General features: G+C 46.7%; 17 protein-coding genes. 16 read left to right on the forward strand and 1 reads right to left on the reverse strand.

Annotated features, from left to right (window positions below; translation table 11 throughout):
- Positions 1 to 188: 188 nt before the first annotated feature.
- From QNO02_RS00150 to QNO02_RS00205, 12 genes are all read left to right on the forward strand, one after another.
- Positions 189 to 1,373 carry a resuscitation-promoting factor gene (locus QNO02_RS00150; RefSeq protein ID WP_091039099.1) on the forward strand — a complete coding sequence of 395 codons (1,185 nt, stop codon included), beginning with the start codon at positions 189 to 191 and terminating at the stop codon, positions 1,371 to 1,373.
- Between the two features lie 155 nt (positions 1,374 to 1,528).
- Complete coding sequence (gene rnmV, locus QNO02_RS00155) at positions 1,529 to 2,074, forward strand: ribonuclease M5 (protein WP_017691379.1); 546 nt, start codon at positions 1,529 to 1,531, stop codon at positions 2,072 to 2,074.
- A 4-nt stretch (positions 2,075 to 2,078) separates the two neighbouring features.
- A complete protein-coding gene (gene rsmA, locus QNO02_RS00160; RefSeq protein WP_289390804.1) occupies positions 2,079 to 2,981 on the forward strand; it encodes a 16S rRNA (adenine(1518)-N(6)/adenine(1519)-N(6))-dimethyltransferase RsmA in 903 nt (300 codons plus the stop codon).
- A gap of 59 nt (positions 2,982 to 3,040) precedes the next feature.
- Positions 3,041 to 3,937 (forward strand): sporulation peptidase YabG, encoded by an 897-nt coding sequence (yabG, locus tag QNO02_RS00165; RefSeq protein WP_289390805.1) that lies wholly within the window; start codon positions 3,041 to 3,043, stop codon positions 3,935 to 3,937.
- 153 nt (positions 3,938 to 4,090) lie between these two features.
- On the forward strand, positions 4,091 to 4,366 hold the full coding sequence (gene veg, locus QNO02_RS00170) for a biofilm formation stimulator Veg (protein ID WP_017691376.1): 276 nt from the start codon (positions 4,091 to 4,093) through the stop codon (positions 4,364 to 4,366).
- Positions 4,367 to 4,614: 248 nt separating this feature from the next.
- Positions 4,615 to 4,791, forward strand: coding sequence for a small, acid-soluble spore protein, alpha/beta type (locus QNO02_RS00175; RefSeq protein ID WP_017691375.1), 177 nt, complete (start codon positions 4,615 to 4,617; stop codon positions 4,789 to 4,791).
- A gap of 149 nt (positions 4,792 to 4,940) precedes the next feature.
- Positions 4,941 to 5,795 (forward strand): 4-(cytidine 5'-diphospho)-2-C-methyl-D-erythritol kinase, encoded by an 855-nt coding sequence (gene ispE / locus QNO02_RS00180; RefSeq protein ID WP_133387510.1) that lies wholly within the window; start codon positions 4,941 to 4,943, stop codon positions 5,793 to 5,795.
- A gap of 97 nt (positions 5,796 to 5,892) precedes the next feature.
- Positions 5,893 to 6,720, forward strand: a complete 828-nt coding sequence (gene purR / locus QNO02_RS00185; RefSeq protein ID WP_017691373.1) for a pur operon repressor — start codon at positions 5,893 to 5,895, stop codon at positions 6,718 to 6,720.
- 188 nt (positions 6,721 to 6,908) lie between these two features.
- A complete protein-coding gene (spoVG, locus tag QNO02_RS00190) occupies positions 6,909 to 7,193 on the forward strand; it encodes a septation regulator SpoVG (RefSeq protein WP_017691372.1) in 285 nt (94 codons plus the stop codon).
- A gap of 83 nt (positions 7,194 to 7,276) precedes the next feature.
- Complete coding sequence (locus QNO02_RS00195; protein ID WP_133387509.1) at positions 7,277 to 7,471, forward strand: hypothetical protein; 195 nt, start codon at positions 7,277 to 7,279, stop codon at positions 7,469 to 7,471.
- A gap of 77 nt (positions 7,472 to 7,548) precedes the next feature.
- Positions 7,549 to 8,940, forward strand: a complete 1,392-nt coding sequence (gene glmU / locus QNO02_RS00200; protein WP_371129110.1) for a bifunctional UDP-N-acetylglucosamine diphosphorylase/glucosamine-1-phosphate N-acetyltransferase GlmU — start codon at positions 7,549 to 7,551, stop codon at positions 8,938 to 8,940.
- 101 nt (positions 8,941 to 9,041) lie between these two features.
- A complete protein-coding gene (locus QNO02_RS00205; protein ID WP_017691370.1) occupies positions 9,042 to 9,995 on the forward strand; it encodes a ribose-phosphate diphosphokinase in 954 nt (317 codons plus the stop codon).
- Between the two features lie 300 nt (positions 9,996 to 10,295).
- On the opposite strand, the gene QNO02_RS00210 is transcribed toward QNO02_RS00205, so the two are convergent.
- A complete protein-coding gene (locus QNO02_RS00210; RefSeq protein WP_024633712.1) occupies positions 10,296 to 10,496 on the reverse strand; it encodes a hypothetical protein in 201 nt (66 codons plus the stop codon).
- 139 nt (positions 10,497 to 10,635) lie between these two features.
- On the opposite strand from QNO02_RS00210, the gene pth reads away from it, so the two are divergent.
- The 4 genes from pth (at position 10,636) to QNO02_RS00230 (ending at position 16,469) form a co-directional block, all read left to right on the forward strand.
- The gene (gene pth / locus QNO02_RS00215; protein WP_091039104.1) at positions 10,636 to 11,196 is read left to right on the forward strand and encodes an aminoacyl-tRNA hydrolase; all 561 of its coding nucleotides are present in this window, start codon (positions 10,636 to 10,638) and stop codon (positions 11,194 to 11,196) included.
- Between the two features lie 98 nt (positions 11,197 to 11,294).
- Entirely contained in the window at positions 11,295 to 11,525 is a 231-nt protein-coding gene (gene fin, locus QNO02_RS00220; protein ID WP_017691368.1) for an anti-sigma-F factor Fin, read from the forward strand.
- Positions 11,526 to 11,797: 272 nt separating this feature from the next.
- Complete coding sequence (gene mfd, locus QNO02_RS00225; protein WP_289390806.1) at positions 11,798 to 15,325, forward strand: transcription-repair coupling factor; 3,528 nt, start codon at positions 11,798 to 11,800, stop codon at positions 15,323 to 15,325.
- A complete protein-coding gene (locus QNO02_RS00230) occupies positions 15,309 to 16,469 on the forward strand; it encodes a peptidylprolyl isomerase (protein WP_289390807.1) in 1,161 nt (386 codons plus the stop codon). Before mfd ends, QNO02_RS00230 begins: the two co-directional genes overlap by 17 nt.
- Positions 16,470 to 16,679: the final 210 nt, after the last annotated feature.

The raw sequence follows: 16,679 nt of genomic DNA on the forward strand, positions 1-16,679 counted from the left end.
TGAATAAAAGAAATATTGTCATCATACGGTAGGTATTCAGGAGGATGACATCATGTTGCGAAGATTGATTCATGGTGCAGAACCGGATTATGTTGGTCCGATCTGTGTTCTGTAGAAAATTTGGTATAGTCACGTCAAAGACATCATGCATTACTTTAGACGGCGAGGCTATGAAGGAGGACGGAGAAGTGGGCACATTCCAACCAGAAGAGACCCATGAGTCACGATCATCCAGTAAGTCTTTCGCGTTGCGGTGGAAGCATGAGAACATGCGTCAAATGGCATTGATCGCGATTTTCTCAATTGCGCTTACAATCATGATCTTGTTAGTCGTTTACGGTCAGGCCGGGAAACAAATTTCACTGGTTATTGATGGCAAGGCTCAGGTGGTAGAGACTCGTACAGGAATGCTTCAGGAAATGCTGGAGGAGCAGTCGATCACAGTCAGCCCTCACGATAAGGTATCCATGTCCATGAATGGGGCGATTACAGATGGAGACCGAATCGTTATTGAGCGGGCCGTTCCAGTTAACATTACGGCAGACGGAGACACCAAGACTCTGTATACAACCGATTCATCGGTAGAAGATGCAATTCAAAAATCAGGTATTCAAGTTGAGAGTAATGATAAAGTGTATCCGGCGCTTGGCACTGCGATCAAAGCGGAGATGAAGATCCGTGTAGTGCGCGTAACAAAGCGTACAGTGGATGTAGAGCAACCGATCGCTTACAAAGTCATTAAAACGGCTGACCCTAGCTTGTACAAAGGGGATAACCGTGTCGTTGTGAACGGCAAAGAAGGCACAATTGTGCAGCATATCGAAAAGGTATTTCAGGATGGAGAATTGGTCTCCAAAAAAATGGTCGGCAAATCTGTCGCGAATAATCGTGTAGATAAAGTGATCGCTGTCGGCACCAAAGCAAAACCGGTCGTGAAAGAACCTGAGATTCAGACCGTATCGGCTCAAACGTCAACAACCAAAAAGGCTACAACAACGAACTCGAAGAAAACATCTGCCTCGGGCAGCAAAGTGATTACCGTATCCGGGACTTCTTTTAAATACTCCAAAGTACTTAAAAATGTATCCATGACTGCCTACTCTTCCGAAGAGCCGGGCATTGGTACTAAAACAGCTTCCGGTACTCGTGTAACGGAAGGGCGCACCATTGCGGTTGATCCCAAAGTCATTCCAATTGGCTGGTGGGTATATATCGAAGGTCTGGGATTCCGTCGTGCGGAAGATACAGGCGGTGCCATTAAAGGCAACAAAATTGATGTATATTATGACAGTGTGAAGCATGCCCTGAATTTTGGACGTAAGAAAGGCAAGACGGTCTACGTGATCGGTCCGGTGAAGCCGGAAGCGAACTAAAATCGTTTTACTTTGAAATGGGAATGCTATAAAATAGTTGCATGAATGATTCATGCGGAATATGCGGCGGAGGAGTCTGAATTCAGTCTCCCCCGCCGTTTGGCAGAGAAGAGGATATTCCTCTTCTTTTTGCGTTAGAAAGGAAGAAATGGAACATGATAAAAGAAGTCATTGTGGTGGAAGGCCGTGACGATACGGTAGCCATCCGTCGGGCCGTTGAAGCCGATACAATAGAAACAGGTGGATCAGCCATCAACCAACGCATTCTGAAGCGGATTGCGCTTGCTCAGGAGAGACGGGGAGTCATTGTACTGACAGATCCGGATCATGCTGGCGAACGCATTCGTAAAATTATTGCGAATAAGGTCCCTGGCTGTAAACATGCCTTCATTCCGGAGGCCGATGCAACACGCAAAGGTGACATTGGGGTGGAGAATGCCTCACCTGAGGCGATCCGTCATGCTCTGGCGCGTGTACATACTTCATACGAAGGTGCTCCGAGCCTGATCGATTGGGAGGACCTGATTGCGGCAGGACTTATTGTGCATCCGCAGGCTGCTGCACGTCGCATGGAGATGGGCAATCTGCTGGGCATCGGTTATTGTAACGGGAAGCAGTTCCACAAACGTCTCAGTGTATTTCAGATTACACGGGAAGAGTTCTCTACAGCATTAGCGCAAATTGAACGTGAAGGATTGTGAGCATATGAAGGATATGGAAGAGACGATAGAAATTGCAACGCCCAAGCGAACCAAAGAGATTATTCAAAGACACGGATTCTCATTTAAGAAAAGTCTGGGTCAGAACTTTCTGATCGATCAAAATATACTGAACAAAATTGTTAATGCAGCCGATTTGGACGAGTCCAAGGGGGCGTTAGAGATCGGACCGGGTATTGGGGCCCTTACGGAGCGACTGGCTCGGGTAGCCGGCCCTGTCACAGCCGTAGAGATTGATCAGCGCTTGATCCCAATCTTGGGAGAAGTGATGCAGCCTTATTCGAATGTACGTGTTCATCATGGGGATGTGTTGAAGCTTGATCTGGCTGAGTTGTTTAATACGGATTTTGCATCCGTGGACAAAGTCAGTGTTGTGGCTAACCTGCCTTATTATGTAACGACTCCAATCATGATGAAACTGCTGGAAGAGAAGCTGCCGGTAGACAGCATTGTTGTCATGATCCAAAAAGAAGTGGCTGAACGGATGGCTGCTGCACCGGGATCAAAAGACTACGGCAGTCTGAGCATCGCAGTTCAGTACTACAGTATGCCGGAGCTTGTGTGCATTGTGCCTCCTACGGTCTTCATTCCGCAACCTAATGTGGAATCAGCTGTCATTAAGCTAAAAGTGCGTGAGCAACCACCAGTGGAGATTCCGGATGAAGCACACTACTTCGAAGTGGTACAGGCTTCTTTTGCCCAGCGGAGAAAAACAATCTCAAACAACCTGAAGGCACGCTTCTTCACAAAAGAGAACCGGGAACAGGCAGACGTTCTGCTGGAGCAGGCAGGCATTCAACCGTCCCGACGTGGAGAGACGTTGAGTCTGCAAGAGTATGCCACACTCAGCACCGTAATGTGGGAAGCAGGGGTACGTGCAGCGCTGTAAAATTTGAATGAACCAAACCGGGTCTCTGCCCATACGATGGGGTAGAGGTGATTACGTTGATGAATATCGGAGACTTGGTCGTTCGGAAGTCATACGGCGGCGATGTGACTTTTCGGGTGGAAGGCCTCCAGTTGGATGCTGCGGTCATTAAAGGGACTGAGTTCCGGCTGATTGCCGATTCCCCGGTGGACGATTTGATAAAGGTTCCCTACGAACCACAAAGCGCCAAGACCAGACAGGCGCATATTAAAGCACATCAGACCCTGTCCCGTCTGCAGCAGAATCGTATGGAACAGGCTGAGCGGAATCGGGAAGGTCTGGTACAAGATTGGTCTGCTCAGCAGGAACCGGCTTATTTTGAAATGCCTGGAAAGGTGCTTCATCTGGATGGAGATCCGAACTATTTGAAAAAAAGTATGGATCTCTATGAGCAACTTCGTGTGCCCGCAGAGGGACAATATGTCCATGAATCGGCAATGGCAGATACCTTATACCGTTTATTACCCAAAGTACGTCCGGATATCGTGGTCATTACGGGTCATGATGGGGTGCTAAAGACACGTCAGCCCTATGACTTATATAGTCTTGGTAGCTATAAGAACTCGCAAAATTTTGTGTCGGCCATTCAGGTGGCCAGACAATATGAACGCCATCTGGACGCCCTCACTATTGTGGCAGGGGCCTGTCAGTCCCATTTTGAGGCACTGCTGCGCGCTGGAGCGAACTTTGCCAGTTCTCCAGGCAGAATTCTCATTCATGCACTTGACCCGGTCTATGTGGCAGCCAAGGCCTCCTTCACCTCTGTGCGGGATACGGTCAATATGAGTGATGTTCTGCACAATACCATCAGTGGTAGCCAGGGTGTGGGTGGTGTCGAGACACGGGGGAGTTACCGGGTAGGTCTGCCTGGGCTGAATGATTTATCTACGCTAAAAGTGAACCCGTCGGCAGTCTGATGTAGGCCATTTAAAGTCCCAATTTGGGGCTTTTTTTGTTTGCAAAAAAATTCATTGACAACAACTTTTTGATGCTGATATAATAATTAGTTTTGATTTGACAATGACTGTAAAATCCGGTATAATGGACAAGAAAAGAGGTGGTCGTCGACAATGGCTAAAAACACGCTGTTGGATATCAAACGCAATCTCGATGCACATATTGGTCAGAAAATTATGTTGCGGGCTAATGGTGGCCGCCGTAAGACCATTGAGCGTACGGGTGTATTGGAAGAAACGTACCCTTCTGTTTTTATTGTTAAGCTTGATGAGGAGCAAGAAACCTTCAAGCGAGTATCTTATAGTTATGCGGATATACTTACGGAGTCGGTGGAAGTCATGGTTTATGACCCGGGCAGCCAGACGCATAGCTCCTATATGGAGACGTAAGTATCGATTTACAGGCGATTCGCCCCACAAGGCGGATCGCTTTTTTGTTTTTTTAAACACCAATTCGCCCTTAACGTAACCCATACATACTCAGGAATGAGCGAGGAACGGTCGCGGCATACTATATGGACAGGTGAAGGGACAGTTTCTTAAGCAATGCAGGAAACTGAATTTGGCCTGATGGCAAGATGTCCAAAACGTGAACGAACTCATCACATTATGAAGGATACTTTGGAGGAGGATGGTTCATGAGTCGCAGAAGAAGAAGTGTCATGTCAGAGGATCTGAAGAATGAGCTTGCGAAAGACCTTGGCTTCTATGATACGGTCCAACAGGAAGGCTGGGGTGGAATCAAAGCCAAGGATGCAGGAAACATGGTGAAAAGAGCCATTCAACTTGCTGAGCAGGCTGCCCGCAAATCTTAATCCGGTTCAAGCAGACTGAAAAGCGGGGAAATCCGTCAGGAACAACCCCGCTTTTTCCCCTTAGATGCGGAATAGAAATGACTTGACAGCCCCATTTTGATATAATATGTTAAGTTGTCTTAGGGAAAAGGTGAGGACGGGTGAACGCCTTGAAAATTTACGAAAAAGCGCCTGCTAAAATTAATTTGATGCTGGACGTTTTACATAAAAGAAGCGATGGATTCCATGAAGTTGAAATGATCATGACCATGGTCGATCTGGCTGATCGACTGGAAATGTCGGAGCTGCCGCGAGATACTATTTTCATCTCCAGTCAGGCGGGTTATATTCCGCTGGACGAGAAGAATCTGGCTTTCCAGGCAGCCAGACTCATTAAGGAGCGCTATAACGTGCGTACGGGCGTCCATATTCATCTGGATAAAAAGATTCCAGTTGCAGCCGGACTTGCCGGGGGCAGCAGTGATGCAGCAGCAGCGCTGCGTGGATTGAACCGTCTGTGGCGGTTGAATATACCGGATCACGAACTGCAGGAGCTTGGAGCTGAACTCGGGTCGGATGTTCCATTCTGTATCACAGGAGGGACTGCACTTGCTACAGGCCGTGGTGAGAAGTTAACTCCCATTCCTAATCCGCCGCAATGCTGGGTGATTCTGGCCAAGCCTCCGATCAATGTGTCTACAGCCGATGTCTACGGACGGTTCCGCAGTGACAAGATTGTTCGTCATCCGAGTGCGGCTAAAATGGAGCAGGCTATTCGCAGCCAATCATTTACGGAAGTATGTAACCAGATGGGCAATGTACTTGAAGATGTAACGTTGAAACTGTATCCGGAAGTTCAGCATCTGAAGGATGCCATGATTCGATTGGGTGCAGACGGCGTGTTAATGTCCGGTAGCGGTCCAACGGTATTTGGGCTGGTCTCCAAAGAATCGAAGGTTGCCCGGGTATACAATGGTCTGCGTGGTTTCTGTAAAGAAGTGTACGCTGTACGTATGTTGACGTAAAATTCGCTTTTATAATGTACAAACACGTATAAAGGTGGTATATTTTTAAATAATTATTCGGATTTGGATGTTTCCGTGATCGTGAGGATGGATCTCTGTGAAGAAGTTAAAACGAAGCGCAAGGCTGGTTGAAATGACGCAATACTTATTGTCCAGACCGCATACGGTTATTCCGTTGACCACATTTGCCGAACGTTATGGTGCCGCAAAGTCTTCAATTAGTGAAGATTTGGCGATTATCAAGGAAGTGTTCGAAGAAGGTGGGTCAGGAGAACTGCATACACTGGCTGGAGCAGCCGGGGGAGTAAGATGGATTCCGAAGGTATCCCGAGAACTGGCACTGGCATTTGCGGAGCGGCTCTCGACCCAGCTCGCGCAACCTGATCGGATCTTGCCTGGAGAATACCTGTACATGTCAGACTTGCTTGGTCAGCCCGCATTGATGAATGAAGCCGGCAAGATCTTTGCAACGGCCTTTGGCAATATGAATATTGATGTGGTTATGACGGTAGAAACCAAAGGAATTCCACTGGCTTATGCGACTGGAGCCCAGCTCAACCTGCCTGTCGTGCTCGTACGCAGGGACCATCAGGCTACAGAAGGATCGGCCGTAAGTATCAATTATGTATCCGGGTCCCATAAAAGTCTGCATACCATGTCCCTCTCTCGTCGGGCGATGCGTGAGCATTCCAGAGTACTTATTGTGGATGACTTCATGAAGGCTGGGGGAACGGTGCAAGGAATGATCGATCTTTTGGCCGAGTTTAATGCTACTGTTGCCGGGGTAGGGGTACTGGTGGAATCTGGTTCTGTAGATTCAGAAGAACGTCTGTTAACTGATTACGTATCTCTGGCGAAACTGACAGCGGTTGATGCTAAGAGCAGACAGATTTCCGTCAAGCCTGGTAACTATTTTGACCTGTAGAAAGATGACGAATGTTATGTCGTTAAAAGGTCTTTTCCATCGACCTGGCACTAACGTTGTCGAATTGTGTATTAAATAAAAAAATTCCTGAAATTAGGAAATTTTTGTGGTTATAAAAAGAAGGAGTTCGTATATGCTGTGTGGAATTATACACCAAGTTCTGATGGAAAAAGGTGGTGAACACACACATGCAAATTACGGATGTCAGACTCCGCCGTGTTAACTCGGAGGGGAGAATGAAGGCTATCGCATCCATTACCATCGATAACGAATTCGTCGTTCATGACATTCGTGTCATTGATGGTAACAACGGAATGTTTGTTGCTATGCCGAGCAAACGTACTCCTGATGGAGAGTTCCGTGATATCGCCCACCCGATCTCTTCCGGTACGCGTGAGAAGATTCAGGCAGCAGTTTTGACTGAATACGATCGTGCGGCAACTGAGGAAGAAGTCATTGAAGAAGGTGCCTGAGAACATTATTGGGGTTCGAAGGAAAAGAGAGCCATGTCTTATGGCTCTCTTTTCTTTTTGACCGGAATAAGATATATTCAGTATTGAGTTTATTAGCAGAGAACAAAAAGCGCATCGTGCGCTTGGTGGCAGGGCGGCATCTTAGGAATCATCGGGATTCGGTTAAGCTCGCAGGTACACGGCGTATACATATAGGTCACGATTCGTTGGTGTCCGCGTTGTTACGTGTGATTACAGAGACAGCAGGCGATGAACAGGACCGGCTTGAAGCCGGCTGAACGATACTCATTGGATATAGATCAGCAATGCATTTCAATGGGATTTTCAGAACAGGAGGTCGTTAATTTTGAAACGAATGGCAATCGTTCTTGCCGCAGGGCAAGGAAAACGAATGAAATCAAAATTGTACAAAGTACTGCATCCCGTATGCGGTAAACCTATGGTTGGACATGTGCTGGATGCAGCACTCAGCGCAGGCGTTGAACGCAGTGTAGTTGTAGTCGGTCATGGTGCCGAAGCGGTGCAGTCATTTTTGGGTTCCAGAGCAGAGTATGCACTCCAGGCAGAACAACTGGGTACAGGTCATGCAGTGAAGCAGGTTAAATCTTTGCTTGGCGGCGAGACAGGTTCTACAATTGTGGTCTGTGGAGATACACCGCTTGTGACCAGTGAGACGTTGGAAGGTCTGATGAAGCTGCATGAGAGCAGCGGAGCAGCAGCCACAGTTCTTACGGCTCAGTTGGACAATCCCAAAGGTTATGGCCGCGTCATTCGCGGAGAAGATGGATCTGTACAACGGATTGTGGAACAAAAGGATTGCACAGAGCAGGAAGATGCTGTGAATGAGATTAACACAGGCACATACTGTTTTGATAATGCAAAATTGTTCGCTGCCTTGGAAAAAGTGACAAACCAGAACGCTCAGGGAGAGTATTATCTCACAGACGTAGTTGGCATTTTCCGCAATGATGGAGAAGTGGTTGAAGCTTACATGTCGGATGACATCGCAGAATCCATCGGGGTTAATGACCGACTTGCACTTTCGCAAGCCGAAGCCTTCATGCGTGAACGTCTTGCCGTACGCCATATGTTGAACGGTGTTACAATCATTGATCCGTCATCGACATATATCGGAGCGGATGTTACGATTGGATCAGATACAGTTTTGTATCCGGGGACGATTCTCAAAGGCACAACTTCCATCGGTGAAGCATGTCATATTGGTCCTCAGGCAGATGTGGAAGACAGCATTATTCAGGACGGAGTTACGATTAAACATTCGGTAGTATCCAATGCCGAGGTTGGTTCTGATGCAACGGTAGGTCCATTTGCTAATTTGCGTCCAGGGACTAAACTGGGTCGCAACGTAAAAATTGGTGACTTTGTTGAAGTGAAAAATGCTACAATTGATGAAGGTTCCAAAGTATCTCATCTCAGCTATATCGGAGATGCCAAAGTAGGGAAAAACGTAAATGTTGGATGCGGGGCAATAACTGTCAATTATGATGGTTATAATAAAGCTGTGACAACGATTGAAGATGATGCTTTTGTAGGCAGCAACGTCAATCTGATTGCACCGATTACGGTAGGAAAAGGCGCTTATGTGGTTGCTGGCTCCACCGTTACCCATTCCGTTCCCGAGAATGATCTGGCTATTGCTCGTCCACGTCAGGAGAATAAACCTGGTTATGCGGAGAAGATTCGCGGACGTGCCAAAGCCAAGAAACAAAATGCCAAACCCCAATAAGGGGTTTTGATAACAAGATTGCCTCCCGAAGATCGGGGAGGTGCCGACATGTCGCAGACGCTTATTGATTCCAATGAACCAGCACGGAGGGTTTTTATTTTATGACTTATTTTGATTCGAAATTAAAAATATTTACTTGCAATTCTAACCCCAAGCTTGCCCATCAAATTGCTGATTATATCGGGATCCCTATGGGTGAATCTCATACAACCAGCTTTAGTGATGGCGAGATTCAAGTGAAACTCTCCGAGAGTGTTCGGGGTTGTCACGTTTATATCGTGCAGTCCACTTGCTTGCCGGTTAATGATAACCTGATGGAAATGCTCGTTATGATTGATGCACTCAAACGGGCATCTGCCAAGACGATTAACGTCGTTATTCCTTACTATGGCTATGCAAGACAGGATCGCAAGGCACGTTCACGTGACCCGATTACAGCGAAACTGGTTGCTAACCTTATTGAAAAAGCGGGTGCAACCCGTGTCATCGCGATGGACTTGCATGCAATGCAAATTCAGGGATTCTTCGACATTCCGGTTGACCATTTGCTCGGCGTGCCAATTCTGGCTCAATATTTCCGGTCGAAACAGATCGAAAATCCAGTTGTCGTGTCGCCTGACCACGGTGGCGTAGTGCGTGCACGTAAATTGGCTGATTTCCTGAATGCACCCCTGGCGATTATCGATAAACGTCGTCCTGAGCCAAATGTGAGCGAAGTGATGAACATTATCGGTAACATCGAGGGTAAAACAGCCATCCTGATCGATGACATTATTGACACGGCGGGAACGATTGTACTGGGAGCGAATGCTCTGATGGAAGGCGGCGTAAAAGAAGTATACGCGTGCTGTACTCACCCGGTATTGTCCGGACCTGCGATGGAACGTTTGGAGAATGCACCATTGAAGGAAGTTATCGTAACGGATACCATTCCAATTACGCATGCTAATCCGACAAGCAAACTCAAAGTGTTGTCTGTAGCGCCTTTGCTCGGAGAAGCGATTATCCGGGTTCATGAGGAATTGTCAATCAGCAAGCTGTTTGAAATTGAATAAGGATGTCTGCATAAAGTAGTAGAGGGGTTACGTTTTCCGGTTCAATGGAAAATGTAACCCCTGTCGGCGTGCCGTTTTTATTAATAGTGAAACAGACGCTGGTCAGTCCATATAATTTGAACTACTACTTTACACAATAACGGAGAGGGCAGAAAAGATCTGAAGAAGTGAAGCGTTCGCCTTTATCACCGGATTTTCCCTTTGAAAAGTGAATCAAAAAAATCTGGGGATAACAGCGATCGGAAGATGTTTCTGCACGCGCAGTGATCCAGTGTAAAATGGTTCGTTCATCTTATATGGTTAATACCCGGGGCGGGAGATAAATCGGAAACGACGCCGATGAAAAAGCGTGTCGGCAATTTCGACGAATTGATTATCGAAACGTGTGATTAGACCAATCTCAATATGGGTGTCGCGGTCGTATACCTGTACAGGTACGTGATATTCGAGATGATAGATAAAATCGCTATGTTGAGTCAGTTGTCCATTGTCTTCGCGCAAAACCCGCTCACCTTCCTGGGTCGATAAAATATGAACTGTAAATACTACAGTAAATCGATCTTTACTTTCCTGATATTATATGAAATATAAGATTCGAAGTCTATGCCTCACCTCAGGCTAATCCGAAGGAGGGAACAAGATGAAGTGGATTGTCGGACTTGGAAATCCAGGCTCGAACTATGCCAAAACCCGTCATAATATCGGTTTTATGGCACTGGATCGGTTGGCTGATCGTCATAATATCTCTATCACACAGAGTAAATGTAAGGCGCTGATTGGAGAAGGTAATATTGGCGGTGTGAAAACCGTACTGATCAAACCAATGACCTATATGAACTTGTCTGGTGAATCGGTTCGAGCATATATGGATTTTTATAAAGTTAGTCTTGAAGATCTGATTGTTGTGTACGACGACATGGATACAGAGATTGGCAAAGTCAGATTGCGTTACCAAGGTAGTGCAGGCGGACATAATGGAATCAAGTCCATTATTCAGCATACCGGTACACAGCAGTTTAACCGGGTGCGCATGGGAATATCCCGGCCTGAACCAGGACATGCCATTGTTGATTATGTACTGTCGACATTCATGAAGAAAGAAAAGGAAGCCCTTGATCAGACCATTGAGCAAACGTGTGATGCCCTGGAGCATAGCTTGACTCATACGTTTGAACAAACAATGGCGAAGTTTAACGGTTAATTTTGTAAGACATACTGGTAAAATGATCATACAAGACGGGTTCGATTCAGCCATACTGGACATACTGGATGTATAAACCATGTTCAGGAGGCATAAACATGTCAGTGAATTACGTATGTAGGCATTGCCGTACCTTTATTGGACGAATCGATTCTGCCCGGATAACGGAAGTGGAGCTTGGCTTTCATTTCTTGACCCCCGACGAGCGGAGGGATATAATAGCGTATAATTCCGGTGGTGACATTACCGTTCGGATTACATGTGATTACTGTAAGGAAGCCCTGGAGCACAATCCGGAGCTTAGCCTGCTCGCGAGTCCGCTTCAGTAGACATCGCCCGTACAGGATCGAATGACAGTTGAGGGCGGTTGCGTAATAACGCTCCACCTTTTATAGCCTTGGCAGCCTGCTGAGGCTTCTTTTCAGTTTGCATGAAAGCCATGGCTATCTCGAAATTAGGCTCAGCCGCATCAACAGATGTGGCAATGTTGCGAGTAATCCGATATGATGAAACAGGACAAAAAGGAATTTGTATCCATTTTAATAGTGATGCTACGCGTATGCGTGAGATAATCAAGTAAGTTATAAGAGAGGTGCCCCTTTTGTTACAAGCACTTATACAGGCTTTTTCCAAAGATCCGGACTTCGGGTCCATTACAGCCGGAATCAAGTCCGGCATGAAGGAACAATTGGTTTCGGGTCTATCCGGCTCGGCGCGTCAGATTATGCTGGCTGCTCTGCATCAGGAAATGAACCGACCATTGCTCGTAGTAACACATAATATGTTTTCAGCTCAAAAAATTGCAGAAGATTTACAGGAAGCGCTTTCACCTGATCAGGTGTTAATCTATCCTGCCAACGAACTTGTCGCTGCGGAAGCTGCTGTTTCCAGCCCGGAAACATTGGGTCAGCGTATTGATGTGTTGGTCCGCTGCGCCCAGGGATTCAGGGGCGTTGTTGTTATTCCTTTTTCCGGGGTAAGACGTTATGTTCCGCTTCCGGAAGTGATGGCCAATGCTCGAATTTTGATTAAACAGGGCAACACACTTCAACTGGACTCCTTCCTGCTGGAGATGGTAAAGCTCGGATATGAGCGTGTGGAGCGCGTAGAATCTCGTGGTGAGATGAGTGTACGCGGAGGTATCATCGATTTCTATCCGGTTACTTCATCGATCGCATATCGAGTGGAGTTATTTGATGACGAAATCGATTCCATTCGGACATTTGACCCGGCCGATCAGCGTTCAATTGAACGGATTGAAGAGATTACGGTTTTGCCATGCAAGGAATTAATTGCAGATCGTGAGCGGATGGAAAAGGCTGCCGATGCGGCTGCTCTTTTGCTCGAACAACAGCTGGAGAAAATGACGGACCGGCAGGCGAAGCTGCGTCTTCGTGAAGAAATTCACCGGGAGATTGAGCTTTTGCGGGAGCACGTGTATTTCTCCGAAATGTATAAATATATCTCTCCGCTCTATCCGGAGAATAAAACGATTTACGACTATATGCCAGAAGATACCCTGCTGGTCCTTGATGAACCTGCCAGACTATCGGAGACATCCAAACAGCTGGACCGTGATGAATCGGAGTGGAATCTGCATCTGATGCAAAACGGAAAAACACTTCCGGATCTTCCATTATCCGCCGACGGTGATGAACTGTTGTATGAGCGTTCATTCCAGACGCTGTTTATGTCGATCTTTTTGCGTCAGGTTCCACATACCCAACCACAGAACATTCTGAACTTCATCAGTCGTGGCATGCAGGATTTCCATGGACAGATGAATGTTCTGAAGGCAGAGATGGAGCGCTGGCAGAAGGCCGGAGTTCAAGTGCTCATGCTGGCGAACGGTGAGGAGCGACTCGAGCGGATGCGCCGGGTACTGATGGACTATGATATTCCAGAGCCAGAGATGATGATTGGTAACTTGCAAACGGGATTTGAAATGCCGTCCATTCATTTGGCTGTCGTGACCGAGGGCGAGATGTTCTCGCAAAAACAGCGTAAAGTACGCAAACCGATTCGGAATGTAGACAATGCTGAACGGATCAAATCCTATAGCGAGCTAAAAGTGGGCGATTATGTCGTTCACCAGAACCACGGGATTGGTAAGTACCTGGGAATTGGCACCCTCGAGGTTGGCGGTATTCATAAGGACTACATGCATATTCTCTATGCGGGTGGAGACAAACTGTCTGTACCTATTGAGCAGATCGATCTGATTCAGAAATATGTTGGTTCCGAAGAAAAAGAACCGAAAATATACAAGCTGGGCGGCAATGAGTGGACACGGGTTAAAAATAAAGTCCGCACATCCGTACAGGATATTGCTGATGATCTGATTAAGCTGTATGCAGAGCGTCAGACCTCCAAAGGGTTTGGATTCGACAAGGATTCTGCGGAGCAGCAAGAGTTTGAGGACATGTTCCCTTATGATGAGACACGTGATCAGGTGCGTGCGATCGAAGAAATCAAGAAGGACATGGAACAAAACCGTCCAATGGATCGTTTATTGTGTGGGGATGTTGGTTACGGCAAAACCGAGGTGGCTATTCGGGCTGCATTTAAAGCAGCTATTGAAGGCAAACAGGTGGCTGTCCTCGTGCCAACAACCATTTTGGCACAGCAGCATTTTGAGACGTTCCGTGAGCGCTTCTCCGGTTATCCGTTCAACATTCATGTGCTTAGCCGGTTCCGCTCCCGTAAAGAGCAGAATGAAACAGCCAAAGGCATCAAGGCAGGCACAGTGGATATTGTCATCGGGACGCATCGATTGCTGTCGCAGGATCTGGTGTTCAAGGACCTGGGACTGCTCATTGTTGATGAAGAACAGCGCTTCGGTGTAACCCATAAGGAAAAACTGAAGAAGCTGAAAACCAATGTGGACGTGCTGACACTGACGGCAACGCCGATTCCACGTACGCTTCATATGTCCATGCTGGGTGTGCGTGATCTGTCCGTTATCGAGACTCCACCAGAGAATCGTTTCCCGGTGCAGACCTATGTGGTTGAACACAGCCAAGCGCTTGTTCGTGAAGCGATTGAGCGTGAGCTTGCCCGTGGTGGGCAAGTGTATTACCTCTACAACCGTGTTCAGGGAATTCAGGAGATGGCTGCCGAAATTTCTGAGCTTGTGCCTGAAGCCAAAGTTGGTGTGGGACATGGTCAGATGTCGGAAACAGAGCTGGAGAAAACGATTCTGGACTTCCTGGATGGTGAATATGACGTGCTTGTGAGCACAAGTATCATCGAGACCGGGGTAGATATTCCGAACGTAAATACACTGATCGTACATGATGCGGATAAAATGGGACTCTCCCAGCTGTATCAGCTGCGCGGACGTGTGGGTCGTTCCAACCGTATTGCGTATGCCTATTTTACGTACCAACGGGATAAAGTGCTTACTGAAGTTGCTGAGAAACGTCTGCAATCAATCAAAGAATTCACCGAACTGGGTTCGGGATTCAAAATCGCCATGCGTGACTTGTCGATTCGTGGTGCGGGAAATCTGCTAGGAGCGGAGCAGCATGGTTTCATCGCTTCCGTCGGGTTTGATCTGTATTCCCAGATGCTCGCGGAGGAGATCAACAAACGCAAAGTTACGATGCTTGGCGAGGAGCCGGTACCTACCGACCAGTGGAACACAACGCTGGATCTCAGTATCGATGCCTACTTGCCGTCCGATTATATCTATGACAGTATTCAGAAGATTGAGATCTACAAAAAAGTGGCGGTCATTGCATCCTTCGACGATGCGATGGAGTTGGAAGACGAATTGGTTGACCGGTTCGGTGATCTTCCGGAAGCCGTCATTAACTTGCTGGCTGTTGCGCGGATGAAAGTATACGGCAAAATCTACGGTATTGAGTCCATTTCCCAACGTGGTGAAGACATTACCGTGAAGTTCTATGAAGGGCGTGAACATGCCTTCGAACTCTCGAAAATCGCGCACATTGGAAATCAGTTCGAAAGACGTGTACAATTTGAACAAGGACCCCATATGCTGATTCACGCTAAAGGCAAGGGGCTTGGGGATAAGCAACTGATGGAGCTGGTAGAGAAAATTCTGGAGTCCATGAAAACTGCTTTTAAATCAAAGGGGGAACTAAAGGATGTTACCAAAGTATAAAAAAGTAGGAAAAGTACTGTCTGTGAGCATGGTCGCAGTACTATCCTTATCACTGCTTGCTGCATGTGGCAAGAAGGAAGAAGCAAAAACACCGGAATCGACGGATACAAGTGCTGTAGTCGCTACGTATGATGGTGGTACTATTACAGCCAATGAATTCGACATGGAGCAACGTGTCATGAAATTCCTCTATCCGGAGTATGCACAAATGATGGATATGGACGATTTCAAAGAGTATCTGGTGAAACAGGAAGTTGCTTATGAATATCTGAGTGGCAAAGCAAGCGAAGATGCCAAAACAGCCGGTACAAAAGCGGCAACTGAGCAATTCGATAAAATGAAAGCTTCTGTTCAGGCAGATCAATGGACAGAAATGCTCAAAGCTCAGAACCTGACAGACGATAACATTAAAAACTACATGACTCGGATCATGACAGTAATCAAAGATAAAGAAACAGGCGTTACGGACGATGCAATCAAGGCTGAGTTTGAGAAAAACAAAGATCAGTTCACAACGGCTTCCGTTCGTCACGTGCTGATTAACTTCACAGATCCAAAAACGCAAAAAGAGCGTAAAAAAGAAGATGCACTTAAAATTGCAAAAGAAGTAAAAACCAAGTTGGATGGCGGAGCTGATTTTGCTGAAATTGCAAAAAAATATTCCGAAGATCCAGGTTCTGCTGAAAAGGGTGGACTGTATGAAAATACACCTGTAGGTAGCTGGGTAGAGGCATTTAAGGAAGCTGCAAAAACGTTGCCACTGAACAAAATCAGTGATCCAGTAGAGACAGAGTACGGTTACCACGTCATGAAAGTGGAAGCTCGTACAGAAGCTGACTTTGCCAAATTGACGGCTGAACAAAAAGAAAGTCTGAAGAGCCAATTGGCTGCAGCTGAAATCGATACGTTCATGCAAAATGAGTTGGACAAAATCGTAAAAGAAGTGAAGTTGCCAAAAACAGAAAAAGCTGAAGAAGGCACAACTGAAGGTACGACTGAAGGAACAACAGGTACAGGAACTGAAGGAGAGAAAACAACCGAACCAAAAACGGATGACTCCACAGGTACGGATACCAAGACTGACCAAGGTACGACTGGAACAGACAAAGATGCAACTACAGATGAAGGTACAAGCAGCAAGTAAGTTGGTAAAATTGCTGTGTTAGCATACGTTTAGGGTTAAATTCGCCCGAATGAATGCCTTGTACTACGTAAATATGGACAACCATACAGAGAAGCAAGGGGAGGACTTAGGACCTCCTTCTTGCTTCTTCTTTTATATATTCAAGTCGTATGGGTACATGGTCGCCTTCTTCGAAAGTTACACAACTATATTCTCCGAAGCATGTATAAG

The sequence above is a fragment of the Paenibacillus sp. PK1-4R genome (genome assembly GCF_030369595.1).
GTDB lineage: Bacteria > Bacillota > Bacilli > Paenibacillales > Paenibacillaceae > Paenibacillus.

Excerpts from the sequence above, each read along its gene's own strand:
- yabG (WP_289390805.1), top strand. The coding sequence starts at position 3,041 with ATGAATATCGGAGACTTGGTCGTTCGGAAGTCATACGGCGGCGATGTG.
- pth (WP_091039104.1), top strand. The coding sequence starts at position 10,636 with ATGAAGTGGATTGTCGGACTTGGAAATCCAGGCTCGAACTATGCCAAA.
- fin (WP_017691368.1), top strand. The coding sequence starts at position 11,295 with ATGTCAGTGAATTACGTATGTAGGCATTGCCGTACCTTTATTGGACGA.
- rnmV (WP_017691379.1), top strand. The coding sequence starts at position 1,529 with ATGATAAAAGAAGTCATTGTGGTGGAAGGCCGTGACGATACGGTAGCC.
- rsmA (WP_289390804.1), top strand. The coding sequence starts at position 2,079 with ATGAAGGATATGGAAGAGACGATAGAAATTGCAACGCCCAAGCGAACC.
- QNO02_RS00205 (WP_017691370.1), top strand. The coding sequence starts at position 9,042 with ATGACTTATTTTGATTCGAAATTAAAAATATTTACTTGCAATTCTAAC.
- QNO02_RS00230 (WP_289390807.1), top strand. The coding sequence starts at position 15,309 with ATGTTACCAAAGTATAAAAAAGTAGGAAAAGTACTGTCTGTGAGCATG.
- glmU (WP_371129110.1), top strand. The coding sequence starts at position 7,549 with ATGGCAATCGTTCTTGCCGCAGGGCAAGGAAAACGAATGAAATCAAAA.
- QNO02_RS00175 (WP_017691375.1), top strand. The coding sequence starts at position 4,615 with ATGAGTCGCAGAAGAAGAAGTGTCATGTCAGAGGATCTGAAGAATGAG.
- spoVG (WP_017691372.1), top strand. The coding sequence starts at position 6,909 with ATGCAAATTACGGATGTCAGACTCCGCCGTGTTAACTCGGAGGGGAGA.
- veg (WP_017691376.1), top strand. The coding sequence starts at position 4,091 with ATGGCTAAAAACACGCTGTTGGATATCAAACGCAATCTCGATGCACAT.